We start from the raw sequence: 19,864 nt of genomic DNA, 5'->3' as shown, positions 1-19,864 counted from the left end.
CCTCGACGCCTCCACATGAGTGACAACATCGATGCGCTGATCGCGCTGTGGCCACGGTTCCTCGACGGGATCGTGGCGACCCTCCAGCTGACGATCGGTGGTTCTGCGCTCGCGTTCGTCCTCGCCGCAGGACTGGGCATCATCGCGCGCCACCCCAACGTGGTGGCGCGCGGTGCTGCCCGCGTGTTCATCGAGTTCTTCCGCGGGACCTCACTGCTCGTCCAGCTCTTCTGGCTCTTCTACGTCCTCCCCCTGTTCTTCCCCGACCTCTTCGTCAACCGGGAGGTGGCCGGCCTCGTCGCGGGCATCGTGGGCCTGGGGCTCAACTACGGCGCCTACGGTGCCGAGGTGGTCCGGGGCGCGCTGAACTCCGTGCCCCGGGGGCAGTGGGAGGCGAGCGTCGCCCTCAGCCTGTCTCCGCGGCGCCGGCTGTTCCGGATCGTCTGGCCGCAGGCGTGGGCGATCATGCTCCCCTCGTTGAGCAACCTCGGCATCATGCTGCTCAAGGGCACCGCCGTGGCCTCGGTCATCTACATGCAGGACATCACCTTCGTCGGAGGCGTGCTCCGCCAGCGGACGAACGACACCTTCTTCTCCTACGGCGTGACCATGGTGATGTACTTCCTCATCGCCTACGTCCTCGTCCTCGTCGCCAACTGGGGCGAGGCCCGCGCCAAGCAGCGGTTGGGCACGGCGCAGCCGGCGCGGAGCCTCCTGCGGCCGCGTGCCGCCAAGGCCGGGGCGGTGAGCGCATGAGTGAGGTCTGGAACTGGGAGTACGCCAGCGCGGCCCTGCCGCAGCTTCTCGAGGCCTTCTTCCGGGTGACGCTCGTGGCCACCGTGCTGGGGTCGGTCATCGCCGCCGTCCTCGGGCTGGTCGTCGCCTTCGTCCGGCGCTCCGCGCCCGCGGTCATCGCCAAGCCCGTGCACTGGGTCATGGAGTTCATCCGGATGACGCCGCTGGTCGTCCAGCTGCTCTTCGTCTACTACGCGTTCACCTCGTGGGACCCGCTGTGGATCGGGATCGGCGTCCTCGGGATCCACTACGCGACGTACATGGCCGAGGTCTACCGCTCCGGTATCGACAACGTGCCACCGGGACAGTGGGAGGCGGCGACTGCGCTGTCCCTCCCCCGAGGGCGCACCTGGACGAGGATCGTCATCCCGCAGGCCCTGCGGACGACCGTCCCGGCGCTCGGCACCTGGGTGATCTCGATGTTCAAGGACACTCCGTTCCTCTTCGTCATCACGGTGCCGGAGCTCGTCAACGCCGCGCAGAACGTGGGCTCGCGGACGTTCAGCTACGTCGAGGCCTTCACCCTCGCGGGACTGATCTTCCTCGCGGCCAGCTACCCCACCTCGATCCTCGTCCGGAAACTGGAGAACCGCCTTGCCCGCTACTGACACCACCCCGGTCATCCGCTTCGAGAACGTCGTCAAGCGTTTCGGCGACAACACCGTCCTGGACGACCTCAACTTCGAGGTGGCCAAGGGCGAGCGCGTCACGCTCATCGGCCCCAGCGGCTCGGGAAAGACGACGATCCTGCGCCTGGTGATGACGCTCGAGGACCTCACCGACGGCTTCATCTACATCGACGGCGAGCCCTTCGTGTACGAGAAGCGCGGCGACAGGCGCGTGCGGCAGAAGCAGAAGGCCATCAACCGCGTCTCGACGAAGATCGGGATGGTCTTCCAGCAGTTCAACCTCTTCCCGAACATGACGGTCATCGAGAACATCGTCGAGGCCCCGGTCCACGTGCTGGGCCGGAGCAAGGAGGAGGCCCGTGCCCGGGCGCACGAGCTCCTCGAGCTGGTGGGCCTGTCGGACAAGGCGGACCAGCACCCGACCCGCCTGTCCGGTGGCCAGCAGCAGCGCGTGGCCATCGCCCGCGCGCTGGCGATGGACCCGGAGATCCTCCTCCTCGACGAGGTGACCTCGGCGCTCGACCCCGAGCTCGTCGGCGAGGTGCTCACCGTGCTCCGGGGCATCGCGACGAGCACCGACATCACCATGCTCATCGTCACGCACGAAATGCAGTTCGCCCAGGAGGTCTCCGACCGGGTGATGATGTTCGACCACGGCCGGATCATCGAGGACGGCGCGCCTCGCGAGCTCTTCTCCGCCCCCCGGGAGCAGCGGACGCGGGACTTCCTCCACGCGGTGCTCTGACGCTTCGCAGCGCGCCGGGCGACGAGTCCTGCTCCCGGGTCGGGTCGGGCCTACGATCGGTGCCCATGGCCACCGTGATCCTCGTCCGGCACGCCCGGAGCACCGCCAATACCGCGGGGCTCCTGGCGGGGCGCACCCCCGGCGTCGAGCTCGACGAGACCGGGCGGGAGCAGGCGGCCCGGACCGGCGCCCGGCTCGCCGCGGTCCCGCTCGTCGCCGTCGTCTCCAGCCCGCTCGAGCGGTGCCGCCAGACGGCGCAGGCCGTCCTCGACCACCAGACCGCCGCGCTCCGGGTGGAGGAGGACCTCACCGAGTGCGACTACGGCGACTGGCAGGGCGGCGCCCTCGCCGAGCTCGCCAAGGAGGACCTGTGGTCGGTGGTCCAGCGCCAGCCGTCGGCCGTGGTCTTCCCCGGCGGGGAGTCGCTCGTGGCGATGCACGCCCGCGCCGTCCGTGCGATCCGGCGTGTCGACGCGGCGGTCGAGGCCGAGCACGGCCCAGCGGCGGTGTGGGCCGCCGTCACCCACGGTGACCTCGTCAAGGCGGTCCTGGCCGACGCCCTCGGGCTCCACCTCGACCTGTTCCAGCGGCTGCACGCCGACCCGGCCTCCGCCTCCATCGTGCGTTACACGCCGACCCAGCCCCACGTCCTCGCGGTCAACACCCACGCCGGGGACCTCTCGTGGCTCCGTGCCGCGCCCGAGGGGGCGCAGGTCGGTGGCGGCGTCGGGCCAGCGGTCTCCGCGCCCGCCTCGTAGCATGGGCCCTGTGCCTCAGACCGTCCACACCTTCGACTGGCCCGACCGTCTCGTGATCGGCACGGTGGGACGGCCGGGGTCGCGCACGTTCTACCTCCAGGCCCGTGCCGGCACCCGACTGCTCAGCGTCGCGCTGGAGAAGGAGCAGTCCGCCGCCCTCGTCGAGAAGATCGACGAGCTGCTCGACGAGCTCATGGCCACCGAGGGCAACCGGTACAGCGTCCCCGAGGAGGCACCCCCGGAGCTCGTCGACGACGCCGGCCTCGACGATCCGGTCGAGGAGCAGTTCCGGGTCGGCATCATGGGCCTGGGCTGGGACCCGTCGACCGCGCAGCTCGTCATCGAGGCGGTCCCCGCCCAGCCGGTGGACCCGGAGACCCTCGAGCCGGTCGGGCCGGAGCCAGAGGAGGCGCTCGTCGTGCGGATCCCGGTGGGCGCCGCCCGTGCCTTCGCCGAGCGCACGCGTGAGGTGGTGGCCGCGGGGCGGCCGCTGTGCCCGCGGTGCGGTGAGCCGATGGACCCGGACGGACACGTCTGCGGGCTCCCCGACGACCTCCGGTGACACCCGACCTCGCCGGTGGGGACATCGTCCTCGACGCGCGGATCACGACGGCGTCCAACGCCACCTTCCTCGGCCGGATCGGGGACGTGAGGGTCGTCTACAAGCCGGTCGCCGGCGAGCGGCCCCTGTGGGACTTCCCCGGCGGCACGCTGGCCCAGCGCGAGGTCGGCGCCTACCTGCTCTCCGAGGCCCTCGGCTGGGACCTCGTGCCGCGGACCTGGTTGCGTGACGGGCCGCTCGGCACCGGCATGGCCCAGCTGTGGTGCGAGCCGGACCCGGAGCAGGAAGCCATCACGCTCGTCCCCGCCGACGGGGTCCCAGGCGAGGGCTGGTGCCTCGTCCTGCGCGGCGTCGACGAGGAGGACCGCGAGGTCGCCCTCGTCCACGAGGAGTCCCCCACCCTGCGGCGGATGGCCCTCTTCGACGTCGTCGCCAACAACGCCGACCGCAAGGCCGGGCACGTGCTGGCGATGGCCGGCGGCCACCGGTACGGGGTGGACCACGGACTCACCTTCCACGTGGAGCACAAGCTGCGCACCGTCCTGTGGGGATGGGCGGGCCGTGAGCTCGACGCCGGGGAGGGTGCTGCACTCGAGCGCGTGCGGCACGCCCTGGACGGCGACCTCGGTGCCGCGCTCGCCGGGCTGCTCGCCGCGGCGGAAGTCTCCGCCCTCGCCGGGCGCTGCGAGCAGCTCCTCGCCGCGGGACGGCTGCCCGGCCCGCGCGCGGGGTACCCGGCGATCCCCTGGCCGCCGTTCTGAGCCGCCGCGCTCAGCCCCGCCCGGCGGCGGCTCGGGCCCGCAGCGCCCGCTCGAGGTCGTCGAGCTGCTCGAGGAGGGTGCGGCGCAGCCCGGCCGGTGCGTCCTCGTGCTCGGCGAGCCACCGGCGGGTGCGGGCGACCACCGGGTGGTCCTCGACCGGCCCCTCCGCCGCGTCCACCCAGTCCGGGTAGAGGCCCTCGACCAGGCGCTCGGCGATCTCGATCGACCGACCCGACCACAGCTGCGGCAGCAGCGCGAAGTACGGCTCGACGTAGCCCTCGAGCAGCTCGGCGTGCAGCGGCTGCGTGAGCCCGGCGATGACCGCGTCCACCTCGTCGTTGGACAGCGGGCTCTCCGCCAGCGCCCGGTCCTCGCCCGGTGCGGGCAGGCCGAGGGAGGCCCAGGCCTCCGCCTTCACCGTCGCGTCCGGCCGACCGACCAGCGCGGCGCGGTGCTCCAGCCGCGTGGTCGCCGTGTCCTCGCGGGCGAGCTCGGAGTCCAGCTGCTCCGGGCCGGCCAGGCCGACGGCGGCGAGCGCCCGCCACAGCGTCCACCGCAGCTCGGGGTCCAGACGCAGGCCCGGCACGTCGCTCTCGGCGCCCGCGCCGAGCACCGTCCGGACCCGGCCGGCGGCCTCCGGCGCGCGTGCCGCCGCGTCGGCGAAGGCGCGTGCCCACACCAGCTGCAGGCCCGAGCCGGGCTCCTGCCGCCCGAGCTGGGTGAACGCCTCCTCCGCGAGCAGCGCCCGGGCCCCGGCGCGTACCTCGGTCGGCAGGTAGTGCTCGACGGCGCTCGCCGCGTGGGCGAGCAGGTCACGGGCGATGCCGATCTCCCGCTCCGCCGGCAGCTGGGACACGACGGCGTCGAGGAAGGCCGCGGCCGGCAACGCGCCGTCGCGGGTCGCGCTCCACAGCGCCGACCACAGCACCGCCCGCGACAGGGACTCCTCGATCGTGCCGGCGGACCGCAGCGCGGCCGCCGTGCTGCGCCCGTCGAGGCGCACCTTGGCGTAGGTGAGGTCGTCGTCGTTGACGAGGACGAGGTCGGGCACCAGGATGCCGACCGCCCCGGGCAGCTCGGTGACGGGGCCCGACACGTCGGTGAGGAAACGGTGCGTGCGGACGAGGACGCCGTCGTCGTCGGCCGAGTAGCACCCGACGGCGAGCCGGTGGTCGCGCAGCACCCCGCCGTCGTCGTCCTGTCGCACCCGCAGCGCCGTCACGGTGCCGTCGGCGGCCTCCACCTCCGCGCTGAGCGTCGACGGGCCGGTCGTCTCCAGCCACTGCCCGCTCCACGCCGACAGGTCGCGGCCGGAGGCCTCCTCCAGGGCGGCGAGGAGGTCCGGCAGGGTCGTGGTGCCGAAGGCGTGCCGCTGGAAGTAGGTCCGCGCCCCGGCGAGGAAGGCCTCGGGGCCGACGAAGGCGACGAGCTGCTTGAGCACCGAGGCGCCCTTGGCGTAGGTGATGCCGTCGAAGTTCTGCTTGGCGGCTTCGAGGTCGGGGATGTCGGCGACGACGGGGTGGGTCGTCGGGAGCTGGTCCTGCCGGTAGGCCCAGGCCTTGCGGCGCAGCGCGAAGCTCGTCCACGCGCCGGTGAAGCGGGTGGCGGTCGCCGTCGCGTAGGTGCCCATGTAGTCCGCGAAGGACTCCTTGAGCCACAGGTCGTCCCACCAGCGCATCGTCGCGAGGTCCCCGAACCACATGTGTGCCATCTCGTGGAGGATCGTCGTCGCCCGGCCCTCCCGCTGCGCCTCGGTGGCCTGGGAGCGGAAGAGGTACTTCTCGGTGAAGGTCACCAGGCCCGGGTTCTCCATCGCGCCGAGGTTGTACTCCGGCACGAGCACCTGGTCGTACTTGCCCCACGGGTAGGGGTAGGCGAACGCGTCGTGGAACAGGTCCAGGCCCTGGCGGGTGATGTCGAGGAACTCCTCGGCGTCGAGGTGGGGCGCGAGCGACGCGCGGCACCACAGCCCGAGCGGGACGTCGAGGGTGGTCCCGTCGGCCAGCTCGCGCGACCAGTGCCCCTCGGCGCGGTGGTACGGCCCCGCGACGACGGCGGTGACGTAGGTGGACAGCGGCGGGGTGGGCGCGAAGGTCCACGTGCGCGAGCCGTCGTCGCCATCGACGACGGACTCGACGACCGAGTTCGACAGCACGTGCCACCCGGCCGGGGCGGTGACGACGAACGTCGACGGCGCCTTGAGGTCGGGCTGCTCGGTGCACGCGAAGACGCGGCGCGCGTCGGCCGGCTCGTACTGCGTGTAGAGGTAGGTCTCGCCGTCGACGGGGTCGACGAAACGGTGCAGCCCCTCCCCCGTGCGCGAGTAGGCGGCCTCGCCGCGCACCACCACGGTGGACTCCCCGTCCGTGCGCAACCCGTCGACGGCGACGCGCCCGTCGGCCACCCGCACGAGGCGCTCCTGCCCGTCGACGGCGACGGCGTGCACGCGCGGGCCGAGGAAGTCCAGCCACGTCGTGGTCGCCGTGCTCGACAGGCGCAGGGTCGTCGTCGTCGGGAAGGTCGTGGTGTGCGGGTCGCGGGCGGCGCGCAGGTCCAGCTCGACGGTGACGGCGTGGAGGGTCAGCTGCGCGGCGCGCTCGCGGGTCTGGGTGCGGGTCAGGTTGCTCACGGGGAGGAGCAAAGCACGGAGGGCCGGTCCCGGGCACACGCGGGGACCGGCGCAGCACCGAGCGCACCGGCCCTCTGCGCCGAGCGCACCGTCCGGTGCGGATGGGGTCGCGGCGGGGCCGCGGCGGGGCCGCGGCGGGGTGAGAGGGTGGGCGCATGGCCGGCGACCTCCGCGTGACCTCCTCCGTCACGCTGCGCGAGGAGGAGCTCCAGTGGCGTTTCTCCCGGTCCTCCGGGCCCGGTGGGCAGAGCGTCAACACGACCGACTCGCGGGCCGAGCTCACCGTCGACCTCGCCGCGACGCCCGCCCTGAGCGAGCACCAGCGTGCCCGGGTGCTCGAGGCCCTGGCCGGGCGGCTCGTGGACGGGCGGCTCACCGTGAGCGCGAGCGAGCACCGCTCCCAGCTGCGCAACCGCGAGGCCGCTGCCGAGCGACTGGCCCAGGTGCTGCGCGAGGCGCTCGCTCCCCCGCCGCCGAAGCGCCGGCCCACGAAGCCCTCCCGCGGTGCCCAGCGCCGCCGTGCGGAGAGCAAGACCCGCCGCAGCCAGACCAAGGCCCTGCGCCGCCGTCCCACGGACTGAGGCTGTTCCCTCACCCGTGTACTCGGCGGGGAGGGGGCGGGGCTACGCTCCGGCGGACGCGGTGCCCAGCCAGGTGTGCGGGTTGCGGTCCCAGCACCAGCCCAGCTTGGGCCGGCGCTCGGAGATCCACACGGCGGGCACGCGTTGGTTCGTGCCGGTACGCGAGCCGGCGAGGGAGAAGCAGCGGCCGGGGCGCAGCATGTCCGGACGCAGCACGACGAGCGCCAAGCCCTCGGCGACAGTGAGCGGCCGGCGGCCCTCGGCGCGGATCGCGGTCACCGCGTCCTCGGGCGTGACGCCGAGGAAGCGGGAGCCGGTGTCGACGTCACGCAGGAGGTAGGCCGGCCCCACGGGCACGTCGACGACGGGACGGTAGGTCGCGAGCTCGTCGTCATCGATGACGCTCACGCCGGTGCGCCGTCCCAGCCGCATGGCAGGGACGGCGTCCCCGGGCCGCTCCAGCGCGAGGACGAGGACGAGGGCGACGTGGTCTTCGGGCGGCACGGATGTCGGCTCACCGGCGGGCGGCAGCTCGGCGCGCAGCGGCTCGACAAGCGCTCGCAGCCCCGCCTCGTCGGTGCCGAGCAGCGCGGCGAAGCCGAGCTCGACGTACGCGCGCACCTGACGCTCGAGCTCCTGCTCAGGCGGCGCGGCGGGGTCGAAGCTGGCGGCCGCGGCCGACGGGCCGGCGACGACGGTGGGCAGGTCGGCGGGGTGGGTGACGGTCTGCTGGGGCATGAGGGTGTCCTCCCGGGGTGGTGGGCAGGAGGGGCAACGCGGCGGGGACCGCGCCTCTTCCCACGACGTGGTCCACGACATATCGTCGAGGTGGGCGGCTCGACGTGGAGCCGCCTCCGGTCACCACCGGCGGATCGAGCCACGAGGGAGTACTCGTTCATGACCATCGAGACGGACGTGCCCCAGGACACCGCAGCCCCGCAGCCCACCGTCTACGCCGCACCCGGCACCGACGGCGCGCTCATGTCCTACGAGAAGCGCTACGACAACTACATCGGCGGGCAGTGGGTGCCGCCGGTCAAGGGCCAGTACTTCGAGAACCCCAGCCCGGTGGACGGGAAGACCTTCACCGAGGTCGCCCGCAGCACCGCCGAGGACATCGAGCTGGCGCTGGACGCCGCCCACGCAGCCGCCCCCGCCTGGGGCCGCACCTCGGTGGCCGAGCGCGCCCTGATCCTCCTGCGGATCGCCGACCGCATCGAGGAGAACCTCGAGAGGATCGCCGTCGCGGAGACCTGGGACAACGGCAAGCCGATCCGGGAGATCCTCGCCGCGGACCTCCCGCTGGCGGCCGACCACTTCCGCTACTTCGCCGGCGCCATCCGCGCCCAGCAGGGCGGCATCTCCCAGCTCGACGATGACACCGTGGCCTACCACTTCCACGAGCCGCTCGGTGTGGTCGGGCAGATCATCCCGTGGAACTTCCCCATCCTCATGGCCACGTGGAAGCTGGCGCCGGCGCTCGCGGCCGGCAACGCCGTCGTCCTCAAGCCGGCCGAGCAGACGCCCGCCTCGATCATGTACCTCATGACCCTCATCGGGGACCTGCTGCCCGACGGCGTGCTCAACGTCGTCAACGGCTTCGGCGTCGAGGCGGGCAAGCCGCTGGCAGCCAACCCGCGCATCGCGAAGGTCGCCTTCACCGGTGAGACGACGACGGGTCGGCTGATCATGCAGTACGCGACCCAGAACATCATCCCGGTCACCCTCGAGCTGGGTGGCAAGTCCCCCAACGTCTTCTTCGCCGACGTCATGGCCGCCGACGACGACTACCTGGACAAGGCCCTCGAGGGCTTCACGATGTTCGCCTTCAACCAGGGTGAGGTGTGCACCTGCCCGTCCCGCGCGCTCATCCACGAGTCGATCTACGACGACTTCATGGCGCGGGCACTGCCGCGCGTCCAGGCCGTCAAGCGCGGCCACCCGCTCGACCCGACGACGATGGTCGGCGCGCAGGCGTCCTCCGACCAGTTCGAGAAGATCAAGAGCTACCTCGACATCGGGCGCCAGGAGGGCGCCGAGGTCCTCGTCGGCGGTGACGTCGACACCGTCGAGGGCCTGGACGGCGGCTACTACATCCAGCCGACCGTCTTCAAGGGCCACAACAAGATGCGGGTGTTCCAGGAGGAGATCTTCGGCCCGGTCCTGTCGGTGACGACCTTCAAGGACTTCGACGAGGCCATCGAGATCGCCAACGACACCCTGTACGGCCTCGGTGCCGGGGTGTGGAGCCGCAGCGCCGACACGATGTACCGGGCGGGCCGCGCCATCCAGGCCGGGCGGGTGTGGACCAACACCTACCACCAGTACCCGGCGCACGCGGCCTTCGGCGGCTACAAGCAGTCGGGCATCGGGCGCGAGAACCACCTCATGATGCTCGCGCACTACCAGCAGACGAAGAACCTGCTCGTGTCCTACGCGCCCGGCGCGCAGGGCTACTTCTAGACCGCAGGGCCGGGGCCGCCCCGCGCGGCCCCGGCGCCTCGGGAGTGGAGGACCGATGGACGTCACCGTGCCGCGGGTGGTGGCCCTGCCCGCCGCCGCGGAGCTGCTCGACCGCCTGCGCGACGAGCACGGCCCGCTGATGATGCACCAGTCGGGCGGCTGCTGCGACGGCTCCTCCCCCATGTGCTACCCCCAGGGGGAGTTCCTCGTCGGTGACCGCGAGGTGCTCCTCGGCGTCCTGGACCTGCGCCTGTTCACCGGCCAGGTGCGGCCCGATGCGCCCTCCGGTGCCGACGGCGTGCCCGTGTGGATCTCCCCGCAGCAGTTCGGCGCGTGGCAGCACACCCAGCTCGTCCTGGACGTCGTGCCCGGCCGCGGCTCCGGCTTCAGCGTCGAGGGACCCCACGGGCTCCGCTTCCTCACCCGCTCCCGCGTGTTCAACGCCTCCGAGCTGCGAGCGCTGGAGGACCAGCCCGTCCTCACCGGCGCCGACTGGGACGCCGGGGCCCGCCCGCCGGCGGCCACCCGTCCCCAGGTGGTCACCGACGTTGCCGACGCCTGCGCCATCCCCGGCGGCTGAGCCGCGGCCCTCCCAGGCCTGGACGACGACCTCTCCCCCGCCGCTGAGGTGCTGCTGGACGACGGCTCAGCGCCCGGCCGGACAGGGCGTCCCGGCGAGCAGCGCCGCGCCGAGCACGCCGGCGTCCTGCGGCCGGTCGAGCAGCGTGACGCGGGCGGGCAGGCCGAGCGACGCGAGGAACGGGGAGGCCGCGGCCATGGTCTCGAGCGCGGCCCGGACCCCGGTGAGCAGGCGGACGCCGAGCCGGCTCACCCCACCGCCCAGGGCCACGACCTCGACGTCGAAGGACAGGTGGACGAGCCGCACGGCGTCGGCGACCCCCCGGAGCACCCGGTCGCGGACGGACCGTGCGGTCGGGTCCCCCGCCGCTGCTGCGGCGAAGAGCGCGGCGGGCGGGGGCTGGTCGGGAGCGGGCCACAGGCGGCCGATGGCCGCGCCCGAGCACAGCGTCTCCAGGCAGCCACGCTGGCCGCACGGGCACCGCTCCCCCGCCGGGTCGACCGGGACGTGCCCGATCTCGCCGGCCGAGCCGCTCGCGCCGCGCCACAGCAGCCCGTCGAGGACCACCCCGCAGGCGACCCCGGTGCCGATGTTGAGGTAGGCCATCGACCCGGGCGGCCCGCCGCTCCCGGCCAGCAGGTGGTGGGCGCCCACCGCCGCGGCGTTGACGTCGTTCTCCACGTGCACGGGGGCACCAAGACGCTCACCGAGCCGGGACGCGAGGTCGAGCTCGGCGACACCGAGGTTGACCGCGTTGTGCACCCGCCCGTGCTCCACCGTGCCCGGGACCCCGACGCCCACCGCGGGGACCGCCTCGAGGCCGGCGCCGGCGCACAGCCCGGCGACGGCCGCGACAGCGACCTCGACGACGGCGGCGGGGCCGTGGCCCGAGGGCAGGGCGACCCGGGCGACGAGCGAGCCGTCGTCGCCGAGCAGGGCGGCCGCCGTCGTCGTCCCCCCGATGTCCACCCCGGCCCTCATCCCTTGACCGCCCCGGCGACGAGACCGGAGGTCATCCGGCCCTGGACGAGGAGGAAGAAGACGATGACCGGCACCGCGACGAGCGAGGACGCCGCCATCACCTGTCCCCAGTCGACCTCCCGCGTCGCACTGGCCTGCACGAAGCTGCGCAGCCACAGCGGCAGGGTCGTGTTCTCCTCTCGCTGGAGGATGACCAGGGCGATGGTGAACTCGTTCCAGCACTGGAGGAAGGCGTAGACGCCCGATGCCACCAGACCGGGGGCGAGGAGCGGGAAGGTCACCCGGAAGAAGGCCCGGGTCCGGCTCAGGCCGTCCACCATCGCCGCCTCCTCGAGGTCGACGGGGATCCCTGCCACGAAGCCCCGCAGCATCCACACCGTGAACGGGACGACGAGCGCGGCGTACAGGAGGCTCACGCCCCACACGCTCTCGAGGCCCCCGATGCCCTGCATGAGCTTGTACTGGGCGATGAACAGGCCCTCGGCGGGCAGCATCTGGACGAGCAGGACGGCAAGGACGAAGCTCGTCCGCCCCCGGAACCGGTAGCGCGAGACCGCCAGCGCCGCGAGGAGCGCGAAGAGGAGGCAGACCGACACCGCGAGCAGGGTGACGGACAGGCTCATCCCGAGCGCCGAGAAGAACCCGCCGTCCTCGAGGACACCGCGGAAGTTGTCGAGGCTCCCGCCGGTGGGCAGGAAGCTCGGCGTGAAGCTCTGCAGCCGCCGGTTGGGCAGCAGTGCCGAGCTCCACATCCAGTACACCGGGAACACCCACGCCAGCGCGACGACGAGAGCGACGATGCTGGCCACGGTCCGGCCCGGGCGACGGCGTCGGCGTGCGGCGGGGAGGGCGGCCGTGCGGCCCCGCGCGGGGGCAGCAGGGCCGGCCTTGGTCAGGGTCACGAGGCGTCCTCCTTGAGCAGCATCCGGACGTAGTAGGCGCTCAGCGCCACGGTGAGGAGGAGGACGACGACCGACAGTGCGGCGGCCATCCCGAAGTCCCCGGACCCGGTGCCGAGCTTGTAGATGGCCGTCCCGAGGAGGTCGAAGCGCCCGGACGCGGAGCCGGCGTCCTGGAGCAGCCGCACCTGCGCGAAGACCCGCAGGTCCCACACCAGCTGGAGCAGCAGGACGATCGCCACGACCGGCCGGATGACGGGCAGCAGGATGTAGCGCAGGCGCTGAAGAGGGCCCGCGCCGTCGAGCTGGCTCGCCTCCAGGACCTCGGCGGGGACCTGGGTGAGCCCGGCGTAGACGGACAGCGCCACGAAGGGCACCGACATCCACACGACGACCAGGCCCACGAGGAGGAAGAAGGTGGCGGGGTCGGCGAGCCAGTCGAAACGGTGGAAGCCGGTGAGGCCGGCCCGCTCGAGCAGCCAGTTGACCACGCCCCGCCTCCGGTCGAACAGCCAGATCCACACGGTCATCGCCGCCACGACCGGCATCGCCCAGGCGAGCAGGAGGGTCACCTGGAGGGTCACGCGCACCCAGGGCCACGCCGCGCGCATGAGGAGCGCGACGAGGATGCCGGCGCCCAGCGTCACAAAGGCGGTGACGACGGCGAAGACGACCGACCGGACAACGACGCCCCACATGGCGGGGTCCTGCGCGATCGCCGCGTAGTTGGCCAGCCCGACGAAGGGCGCCGGCTGGCCGAACTGCTGGGCCATGCCGTACTCGCGCAACGAGGTCACCAGCTGCCAGACGATCGGGTACCCGGTGCCCACGAGGAGCAGGGCGAGGGTGGGGACGAGCAGGACGTGGGGCAGGGAGGGGCGGCGCCGCCGGTGTGGCGGTGCGGACGGGTGGGCGGACATGGCGGCTCCTTCGTCGGCCGCGCGGTGGGGGGCCGGCCCCCACCGCGCGGGTGCCTCAGCCGTTGAGCAGCGCCGTGAGCTGCTCGTCGTACTCGGCAGCGAGCTCGGCGACGTCCCCGCCCGCGGCGACCTTGCCGAAGAACTCCTCGAGCAGCGTCGCGCCCTCGACGGCGGCCCACCCGGGTGCGGGAGGGGTGAGCTTGGAGCCGAGGGCGGCCTCGGCCGCCGCTGCGTTGACGGTCGGGTTGAGCTCGACGAAGGCGTCGACGTGCTCGACGTTCGCCGGACCGAGCCCGCTGGAGGCGAGCATCGTCTGGTACTCGTCGGAGAAGATGATGCGCAGGAGCTCGCGGGCGAGGTCCTGCTTCTCGCTGGCGGCCGAGATGGCGATGTTGGACCCGCCGGCGAAGACCGGCGCGACGCTGCCCTCCTCGGTGCCCGGCAGGGCGAAGACCCCGAAGGTCTCGTCGTCCCACTCGAGGACGTCCGGGTCCTCCTCCGTGGGCCGGCCGATCGACCAGTAGGCCCACCCGGGCGCGATGATGGTGGCGGCCTCCGGGACGCCGTCGTCATTGTCGTTGATGTTCACCCACGGGGTGGAGTCGGACTCGGTGACCGGGGCGTTGGAGGCCGTGGTGAACAGGTCCTGGAACTGCCGCAGTCCCTCCTGGGTGGCCGGGTCGGACAGCGCCGAGACCCACTCGTCACCCTCCTGGACGGCGACCTCACCACCGTTGGCGAAGATCCACGAGATGGCGTTGCGCCAGTCCTCACCACCGATGTAGAAGCCGGACCGGTCCTCGGTGCGCAGCCGGGTGACGGACTCGTTGAACTCGGCCAACGTGGTGGGCACCTCCAGGCCGGCCTCCTGCCACACGTCCTTGCGGTACCAGATGAGCCGGGAGCCGAAGTAGTAGGGCAGCGCGTAGTGGGCGCCGTCGACGTCACCGGCGGAGACGAAGGACGGGAGGAGGTCGTCGCCGCCGAGCTCCTCGTAGACGTCGCTGAGGTCACTGAAGGCGCCGACGCCCGTGAAGGTGGAGGCCCAGGTGTTGCCGATCTCCGTGACGTCGGGCGTGCTGCTCGCGTCGGGCAGCGCGGTGGTGAGCTTGGTGACGGCGTCGGCCCAGTCCTGCTCCTCGATGACCAGCTCCGCGCCCGTCTCCTCGGCGAAGGTGTCGGTGAGGTAGTCACGCAGCTCGTCGGGTGTGTCCCCGCCCATGAGCCACAGGGTGAGGGTCTGGTCCTCGGCGGTGGTCTCGCCGTCGGTGCCGGTGTCGGCGTCGCCGCCGCAGGCTGTGAGGACGAGGGCGGTGCAGAGCACCGCTGTCGCCATGATCCGTCGTTGCATCGTCTGGCCTTTCTCGGTGGGTGGGCGGTGGACTAGGTGACTCCGAGCTCCGCGGCGAGCACGATCGCGGCCGCGCCGCGCAGGACGATGTCGTCGGACAGGGAGGCGAGGCGGATGCGCAGGTGCTCGTGGGAGGCGGCGAGCATCCGCTGCCGGAGGGTGTGGACCGCCGCCTCGAGGAAGGGGCCGTCCAGCAGGTCACGGGGGCCGCTGAGGGCGATCTCCGAGACGTCCAGGGTGGCGACGACCGGTGCCAGCGCGATACCGAGCCGGCGCCCCGCCTCGACGAGCGCGCGCGTGCCGTCGCTGTCGAGCAGGCGGCGCAGGTTCGGCACCGCCAGCCAGGCCTCGAGGCACCCGGACCTGCCGCACGCGCACGGTGGCCCGCCGTCGGTGCCGACGACGACGTGCCCGATCTCCCCGGCCGCCGAGTGGGCACCGAGCCTGGGCACGCCGTTGACGAGGACGCCCGCGCCGACGCCGCCGCCGATCCGGATGAGCATGAGGTCGGCGGAGCCCTCCCCGAGACGTCGCTCGGCCATGACGGCTGCGTTCGCGTCGTTCGCCACGTGGACGGTGGCGTGCAGCTCGTCGGCGATGAGCCGCTGCAGCGGGAGGTCGCTCCAGCCGAGGTTGGGGGCGGTGAGCACGGTGCCGCGGGAGTCGACGATGCCCGGGGTGCCGACCCCGATCCCGAGCAGCGGGACGGTTGCCGAGCGCACCGCCACGGCAGCCACCTCGACAGCCAGCCGCGCCGCCTCCCGGCCGGTGGCACCGTCCGTGGCCAGCTCGTGCTCCGCCAGCACCGTGCCCTCGAGGTCGACGAGGCACGAGCGGAAGGTCGTGAGGTCGGACAGGTCGACGCCGACGATGTGCTGCGCGTCCTTGTCGATCTCCAGTAGCGTGGCGGGCTTCCCCGGTCGTGAGCCCGGGCGCTGACCGCGCTCGATGACGAGGGCGGAGTCGAGGAGCTCGGCGACGAGGTCGGAGACGGTGACGCGCGTCAGCCCGGTCTTCCGCGCCAGGTCCGCCCGGGAGAGGGTGCCGTGGACGGCCAGGGTCTGGAGGACGAGGGAGCGGTTGTGCCCGCGCGCCTGGCTGGGCAGCGCCTTGGTGCTCGGGTCGAGCGTGCGACCCCAGGTCGGGACGGCCGGCAGCGGCGCCGGTGTGAGCTTGGTCACGTTAGTTAGTAAACCGTACGTACATTCCCGCGGTCAACGGTTCCCGCGATAACAGGGAGTCCCCAGGAGCGACCGGCGGCGTGCGACTACCCTCGGGGGATGAGCGTCTTCGCCGTCGAGTACACCTACGACATCACCCGCACCGACGACCTCGCCGCCGTGCGCCCCGCGCACCGGGAGTTCCTCCAGGGACTGCTGGACGAGGGCTCGCTCCTCGCCTCCGGGCCGTGGCTCGACAACGCAGCCCCGGGGGCCCTGCTCCTCGTCGTCGCGCAGGACGTCGACGGCGCCCAGCGCCTCCTCGACGAGGACCCCTTCCGCAAGGCCCACCTCGTCACCCAGCGCACCGTGCGGCCGTGGAACCCGGTCATGGGCGCATTCGCCGAGCACGCCTCGCAGTAGGCGGCGACCGTCTGTTAGGTCTAGAGCATGGATGAGTTCTGGCCGTTCCTCCGGTGGGTCGTGGCCGTCGCCGCGGCCGCCGCCGTCGTCATCGTCGTCATGCTCGTCGTCGACCGGGTGATCAACCGGAACCGGGCGAGAGTGCCGGGCCTGCGCCAGGGCTGGCTGCGCGTGCGCCGGCCGCTGGCCGCCCTCCTGCTGTCCATCTCGCTGCGGATCTCCTTCGCGGCGACCGCCGACCGCGGGTCGGTGCGCGACGTCGGGCTCCACGTGCTGCTCGTGCTCACCATCGCCTCGGCGGTGTGGTTCGCCGCCACCATCGTCGTCGCGTGGCTCGAGCACACCCAGCGGCGTGTCGTGGCCCGCAAGGAGGACGACCGCGACCGGCGGCGCACCCGCACCCAGATGCTGCTCGTCCGGCGCCTGGTCAACGCGGCGTTCGTCGTCCTCGGTGTCGCGATGGTCCTCATGACCTTCCCCGGCGTCGAGCAGGTGGGCGCGACGATCCTCGCCTCCGCCGGCCTCCTCAGCGTCGTCGTCGGCATCGCGGCGCAGAGCAGCCTCGGCAACCTCTTCGCCGGCCTGCAGATCGCCTTCACCGACGCGGTGCGGATCGGCGACATCGTCGAGGTCGACGGCACGTGGAGCACGGTCGAGGACATCACGCTCACCTACGTCGTCGTGAGCATCTGGGACGAGCGCCACAAGGTGCTGCCCTCCACGCACTTCACCTCCCAGCCCTTCATCAACTGGAGCCGCACCGGCGACACCGTCACCGGCGTCGTCCACTTCGAGCTCGACTGGCGCACCGACGTCGCGGCGATGCGGGCTGCCTTCGACACGTTCGTGGCCCAGCACCCCGCGTGGGACGGCCGCGGCAAGTCCCTCGTCGTCACCGACTCCACCGGCGGCAACATCACCGTGCGGGCTCTGGTGACGACGGCGAACACCGACGACGACTGGGCCCTGCGCTGTGCCGTGCGCGAGCACCTCGTCGTGTGGTTGCGGGAGAACGACCCCGACGCCCTGCCGGTCCGGCGGGTGACCATGTCCCCCTCCCCCGTCCCGGCCGCCGGGGAGCAGCCGGCGGACTAGCCGCGGCGTCCCTTCGTCGTGCGGGTCGTCGGCGCGGCCGCGGCCGGGTCCTCCGGCCACGGGTGGCGGGGGTAGCGTCCCCGCAGCTCGGCCCGCACCCGCGGGTAGCCGGTGCGCCAGAACCCGGCGAGGTCCGCCGTCACGGCCGCCGGCCGGCGTGCCGGGGAGAGCAGCTCGAGGACGAGGGGCACCCGCCCACCGGCCAGCGCCGGCGCGCCCGGCCACCCGAAGACCTCCTGGATGCGGGCCGCGAGGGTGGGGCGCGAGGGGTCGGAGTAGTCGACCCGCAGCGCCGGGCCCGCCGGGACCGTGACGCGCTCGGGCGCGAGCTCGTCGAGCCGACCAGCCTCGGGCCACGGGAGCAGGCGCCGCAGCGCCGTCGTCGTGTCGACACGGGCGAGGTCCCGGTTGGCGCGCACGCCGGCGAGGTCGGGCCCCAGCCAGTCCTCGACCCGCTCGAGCAGCGCCTCGTCCGAGACGTCCGGCCACGGCGCGCCGAGGGCGGCGTGGAGGAAGGCGAGGCGGCGGCGCAGGGCCATCGCCCCCGGGGGCCACGGCACGAGATCCAGCCCCTCGCGGCGCAGCCCGTCCCGGACGGCGGCGGTGACGAGCGCGGTCGGCGGCCGCGGCAGCGGTTCGCTGCCGAGCTCGATCGCCCCGAGCCGCGCGACGCGGCGGGCCACGAGCCTGCCGTTGCGCCACGCGACGTCGTCCTCGGTCCGCAGGAGCCCGGCGGCCGCCTCGCACGCGGTGGCCTCGTCGATCGGGGCCGCCGAGCGGATGAGCGCGTCGGTCTGACCCGGGGCGCGGGTGGCGTCGGCGACGGCGAGCCACTCGCTGCCGGCGAGCGGCCCGCCGGCCAGCCGTGCGCCCGCTCCCCCCGCGAGCAGGTAGTGGTCGCCGCCCTGCCGGCGGCGGGCCACGCGGTCGGGGTGGGCGAGCGCGGTGACGAGGCCGACGGCGAGGTCGAGCCGGACGACGTGCTCACCGGTGCCCGCCCCGACCCGCCGCGACACCAGCCGCTCCCAGCGGTCCGCCTCGCGGCGCCAGCCGCTGCGGCCGCCGGCCCGGAGCCGACGCAGCGCGGCGACGAGGTCGACCTCGCCCCCGGCGGAGTCCTCCGCGAGCATCGCCACGACCTCCGCCGCGGTGCGGGCACCGACGACCGGGGCGCCGTCGAGCAGGGCCCGGGCCAGCCGTGGGTCCGCGCCGACGTCCGCGATGGCCCGGCCGCGGGGGGTGACCGAGCCGCCCGCGTCCAGTGCGCCGAGCTCGGTGAGCAGGCTGGTCGCCGCGGCGGCGGCCTGGGGCGGGGGCGGGTCGAGCAGCGCGAGTCCGCTGCCGCCGGGCGCGCCCCACAGGGCGAGCTCGAGCATCGGCCCGGCGAGGTCGGCGGTGGCGATCTCCGGCTCCGGGTGCCGGGCGAGCATCGCGTGCTCGGCGGCCGACCAACACCGGTAGACGACACCCGGCCCCTGCCGGCCCGCGCGCCCGGCCCGCTGCTCGGCCGCCGCCTGGCTCACGCTGCGGGTGACGAGCCCGGCGAGGCCGCGGTGGTGGTCGGTCCGCGGCTCCCGCGCCAGGCCGGCGTCCACGACCACCCGCACCCCGGGAACGGTGAGGGAGGACTCGGCCACCGCCGTCGCGACGACGACCCGGCGCGTCGTCCCGGGCCGCAGCGCCCGGTCCTGCTCGGCGGGAGGGAGCCGTCCGTGCAGGGCCAGCACCTCCGTCCCGCCCCCGCGGAGGCGGCGGACGGCGTCGTCGACCTCACGCGCGCCGGGGAGGAAGACGAGGACGTCGCCGTCCTCCTGGGCCAGCGCGCGGCGCGCGACGTCGGCGACGTGACCGAGGAACTCCGGACCGGTGCCCCGCGGCGTGAGCCGCGGGGCGGTCCGTGGCGGTGGGCACCACACCGTCTCGACCGGGTGCAGGGCGCCCGGGACCGTGACGACGGCGGTGCCCGGTCCGAGGAGTTCCGCCACGCGGTCCGCCTCGACGGTCGCCGACATCGCCACGAGCGCGAGGTCCTCGCGGAGCGTGGCACGGGCCTCGACGAGCATGGCGAGAAGCAGGTCGGAGTCGATCTGCCGCTCGTGGACCTCGTCGAGGACGACGGCCCTCACCCCAGGGAGCTCCGGGTCGCGCTGGAGGCGGCGCAGCAGCGTCCCGGCGGTCACCATCTCGACGAGGGTGTCCGGTCCCGTCTGCCGTTCCCCACGCACGGAGAAGCCCGCGACACCCCCGACGGGTTGTCCGAGCAGGCCGGCGAGGCGGCGGGCGGCCGCCCGTGCGGCGATGCGCCTCGGCTGGGTGACGACCACCCGCCCCCCGAGGGCGACGGCGAGCGCGGGGGGCACGAGTGTCGTCTTGCCGCTGCCCGGCGGTGACTGGAGGACGGCGGTGCCCCCGGACGTCGCGGCCCCGACGAGGTCGGCGAGCCCGGCGGTGACGGGCAGCGCCGGTGGGGCGGCGAGCAGCGCGGAGAGATCGGACAGGGCCACACCCCCAGTCTGCCGCCCGCCGTGCCGA

The 19,864-nt window shown here is 73.6% G+C and carries 19 protein-coding genes; 11 read left to right on the top strand and 8 right to left on the bottom strand.

From position 1 onward, the window contains the following. The first annotated feature begins 15 nt into the window (after nt 1-15). The 6 genes from GD632_RS05325 (at nt 16) to GD632_RS05300 (ending at nt 4,250) form a co-directional block, all read left to right on the top strand. Nucleotides 16-756, top strand: a complete 741-nt coding sequence (locus GD632_RS05325) for an amino acid ABC transporter permease (RefSeq protein ID WP_152189560.1) — start codon at nt 16-18, stop codon at nt 754-756. Beyond that, nucleotides 753-1,403 (top strand): ectoine/hydroxyectoine ABC transporter permease subunit EhuD, encoded by a 651-nt coding sequence (gene ehuD / locus GD632_RS05320; protein ID WP_152189558.1) that lies wholly within the window; start codon nt 753-755, stop codon nt 1,401-1,403. Before GD632_RS05325 ends, ehuD begins: the two co-directional genes overlap by 4 nt. Continuing rightward, on the top strand, nt 1,390-2,169 hold the full coding sequence (ehuA, locus tag GD632_RS05315) for an ectoine/hydroxyectoine ABC transporter ATP-binding protein EhuA (protein ID WP_152189556.1): 780 nt from the start codon (nt 1,390-1,392) through the stop codon (nt 2,167-2,169). The genes ehuD and ehuA overlap by 14 nt, the downstream gene beginning before the upstream one ends. 65 nt (nt 2,170-2,234) lie before the next feature. Next, nucleotides 2,235-2,927: a histidine phosphatase family protein gene (locus tag GD632_RS05310; protein ID WP_152189554.1), complete on the top strand. Its 693-nt coding sequence runs from the start codon at nt 2,235-2,237 to the stop codon at nt 2,925-2,927. Between the two features lie 10 nt (nt 2,928-2,937). Further along, on the top strand, nt 2,938-3,489 hold the full coding sequence (locus GD632_RS05305; RefSeq protein ID WP_152189552.1) for a DUF3090 domain-containing protein: 552 nt from the start codon (nt 2,938-2,940) through the stop codon (nt 3,487-3,489). Next, nucleotides 3,486-4,250, top strand: coding sequence for an SCO1664 family protein (locus tag GD632_RS05300; RefSeq protein WP_152189550.1), 765 nt, complete (start codon nt 3,486-3,488; stop codon nt 4,248-4,250). Before GD632_RS05305 ends, GD632_RS05300 begins: the two co-directional genes overlap by 4 nt. A gap of 10 nt (nt 4,251-4,260) precedes the next feature. On the opposite strand, the gene pepN is transcribed toward GD632_RS05300, so the two are convergent. After that, a complete protein-coding gene (gene pepN / locus GD632_RS05295) occupies nt 4,261-6,879 on the bottom strand; it encodes an aminopeptidase N (RefSeq protein WP_226924623.1) in 2,619 nt (872 codons plus the stop codon). A 155-nt stretch (nt 6,880-7,034) separates the two neighbouring features. On the opposite strand from pepN, the gene arfB reads away from it, so the two are divergent. Then, complete coding sequence (arfB, locus tag GD632_RS05290) at nt 7,035-7,460, top strand: alternative ribosome rescue aminoacyl-tRNA hydrolase ArfB (RefSeq protein WP_152189545.1); 426 nt, start codon at nt 7,035-7,037, stop codon at nt 7,458-7,460. A 42-nt stretch (nt 7,461-7,502) separates the two neighbouring features. On the opposite strand, the gene GD632_RS05285 is transcribed toward arfB, so the two are convergent. Further along, complete coding sequence (locus GD632_RS05285; RefSeq protein ID WP_226924621.1) at nt 7,503-8,198, bottom strand: DUF5701 family protein; 696 nt, start codon at nt 8,196-8,198, stop codon at nt 7,503-7,505. 159 nt (nt 8,199-8,357) lie between these two features. Between GD632_RS05285 and exaC the strand changes: the two genes are divergently transcribed. Beyond that, a complete protein-coding gene (gene exaC, locus GD632_RS05280; RefSeq protein WP_152189543.1) occupies nt 8,358-9,923 on the top strand; it encodes an acetaldehyde dehydrogenase ExaC in 1,566 nt (521 codons plus the stop codon). Nucleotides 9,924-9,978: 55 nt separating this feature from the next. Beyond that, the gene (locus GD632_RS05275) at nt 9,979-10,503 is read left to right on the top strand and encodes a DUF779 domain-containing protein (protein ID WP_152189540.1); all 525 of its coding nucleotides are present in this window, start codon (nt 9,979-9,981) and stop codon (nt 10,501-10,503) included. Between the two features lie 66 nt (nt 10,504-10,569). Here the strand turns inward: GD632_RS05275 and GD632_RS05270 are convergent, their stop codons facing one another. From GD632_RS05270 to GD632_RS05250, 5 genes are read right to left on the bottom strand one after another with little or no spacing between them, the layout of a single operon-like run. Continuing rightward, the gene (locus tag GD632_RS05270) at nt 10,570-11,472 is read right to left on the bottom strand and encodes an ROK family protein (RefSeq protein ID WP_319633104.1); all 903 of its coding nucleotides are present in this window, start codon (nt 11,470-11,472) and stop codon (nt 10,570-10,572) included. 8 nt (nt 11,473-11,480) lie between these two features. Continuing rightward, nucleotides 11,481-12,386, bottom strand: coding sequence for a carbohydrate ABC transporter permease (locus tag GD632_RS05265; RefSeq protein ID WP_405002524.1), 906 nt, complete (start codon nt 12,384-12,386; stop codon nt 11,481-11,483). Next, nucleotides 12,383-13,303 (bottom strand): carbohydrate ABC transporter permease, encoded by a 921-nt coding sequence (locus tag GD632_RS05260; RefSeq protein ID WP_152189536.1) that lies wholly within the window; start codon nt 13,301-13,303, stop codon nt 12,383-12,385. The genes GD632_RS05265 and GD632_RS05260 overlap by 4 nt, the downstream gene beginning before the upstream one ends. Before the next feature lie 55 nt (nt 13,304-13,358). Next, nucleotides 13,359-14,654 carry an extracellular solute-binding protein gene (locus GD632_RS05255; RefSeq protein WP_152189534.1) on the bottom strand — a complete coding sequence of 432 codons (1,296 nt, stop codon included), beginning with the start codon at nt 14,652-14,654 and terminating at the stop codon, nt 13,359-13,361. Between the two features lie 32 nt (nt 14,655-14,686). Continuing rightward, entirely contained in the window at nt 14,687-15,835 is a 1,149-nt protein-coding gene (locus tag GD632_RS05250) for an ROK family transcriptional regulator (protein ID WP_226924620.1), read from the bottom strand. Nucleotides 15,836-15,934: 99 nt separating this feature from the next. Here GD632_RS05250 and GD632_RS05245 point away from each other — a divergent pair, with 99 nt between their 5' ends. Together GD632_RS05245 and GD632_RS05240 are read left to right on the top strand one after the other, a co-directional pair. Further along, entirely contained in the window at nt 15,935-16,237 is a 303-nt protein-coding gene (locus GD632_RS05245) for a YciI family protein (RefSeq protein WP_152189532.1), read from the top strand. A gap of 27 nt (nt 16,238-16,264) precedes the next feature. After that, the gene (locus tag GD632_RS05240) at nt 16,265-17,332 is read left to right on the top strand and encodes a mechanosensitive ion channel family protein (RefSeq protein WP_152189530.1); all 1,068 of its coding nucleotides are present in this window, start codon (nt 16,265-16,267) and stop codon (nt 17,330-17,332) included. On the opposite strand, the gene hrpB is transcribed toward GD632_RS05240, so the two are convergent. Next, on the bottom strand, nt 17,329-19,836 hold the full coding sequence (gene hrpB / locus GD632_RS05235) for an ATP-dependent helicase HrpB (RefSeq protein WP_226924619.1): 2,508 nt from the start codon (nt 19,834-19,836) through the stop codon (nt 17,329-17,331). The two genes, GD632_RS05240 and hrpB, sit on opposite strands and share 4 nt — an antisense overlap. Nucleotides 19,837-19,864 lie beyond the last annotated feature (28 nt).

Origin of the sequence: Georgenia satyanarayanai (genome assembly GCF_009193135.1) — a bacterium.
In the GTDB taxonomy this organism is placed as follows: domain Bacteria; phylum Actinomycetota; class Actinomycetes; order Actinomycetales; family Actinomycetaceae; genus Oceanitalea; species Oceanitalea satyanarayanai.
The sequence above is the reverse complement of the archived record's forward strand: the minus strand, read 5'-3'. Positions and strand labels throughout refer to the sequence as shown.

Bases quoted from the DNA above. Each gene is read 5' to 3' on its own strand.
- exaC (WP_152189543.1), top strand. From the start codon at position 8,358: ATGACCATCGAGACGGACGTGCCCCAGGACACCGCAGCCCCGCAGCCC.
- GD632_RS05240 (WP_152189530.1), top strand. From the start codon at position 16,265: ATGGATGAGTTCTGGCCGTTCCTCCGGTGGGTCGTGGCCGTCGCCGCG.
- GD632_RS05285 (WP_226924621.1), bottom strand. From the start codon at position 8,198: ATGCCCCAGCAGACCGTCACCCACCCCGCCGACCTGCCCACCGTCGTC.
- GD632_RS05260 (WP_152189536.1), bottom strand. From the start codon at position 13,303: ATGTCCGCCCACCCGTCCGCACCGCCACACCGGCGGCGCCGCCCCTCC.
- ehuD (WP_152189558.1), top strand. From the start codon at position 753: ATGAGTGAGGTCTGGAACTGGGAGTACGCCAGCGCGGCCCTGCCGCAG.
- GD632_RS05310 (WP_152189554.1), top strand. From the start codon at position 2,235: ATGGCCACCGTGATCCTCGTCCGGCACGCCCGGAGCACCGCCAATACC.
- GD632_RS05325 (WP_152189560.1), top strand. From the start codon at position 16: ATGAGTGACAACATCGATGCGCTGATCGCGCTGTGGCCACGGTTCCTC.
- GD632_RS05255 (WP_152189534.1), bottom strand. From the start codon at position 14,654: ATGCAACGACGGATCATGGCGACAGCGGTGCTCTGCACCGCCCTCGTC.
- GD632_RS05245 (WP_152189532.1), top strand. From the start codon at position 15,935: ATGAGCGTCTTCGCCGTCGAGTACACCTACGACATCACCCGCACCGAC.
- arfB (WP_152189545.1), top strand. From the start codon at position 7,035: ATGGCCGGCGACCTCCGCGTGACCTCCTCCGTCACGCTGCGCGAGGAG.
- GD632_RS05275 (WP_152189540.1), top strand. From the start codon at position 9,979: ATGGACGTCACCGTGCCGCGGGTGGTGGCCCTGCCCGCCGCCGCGGAG.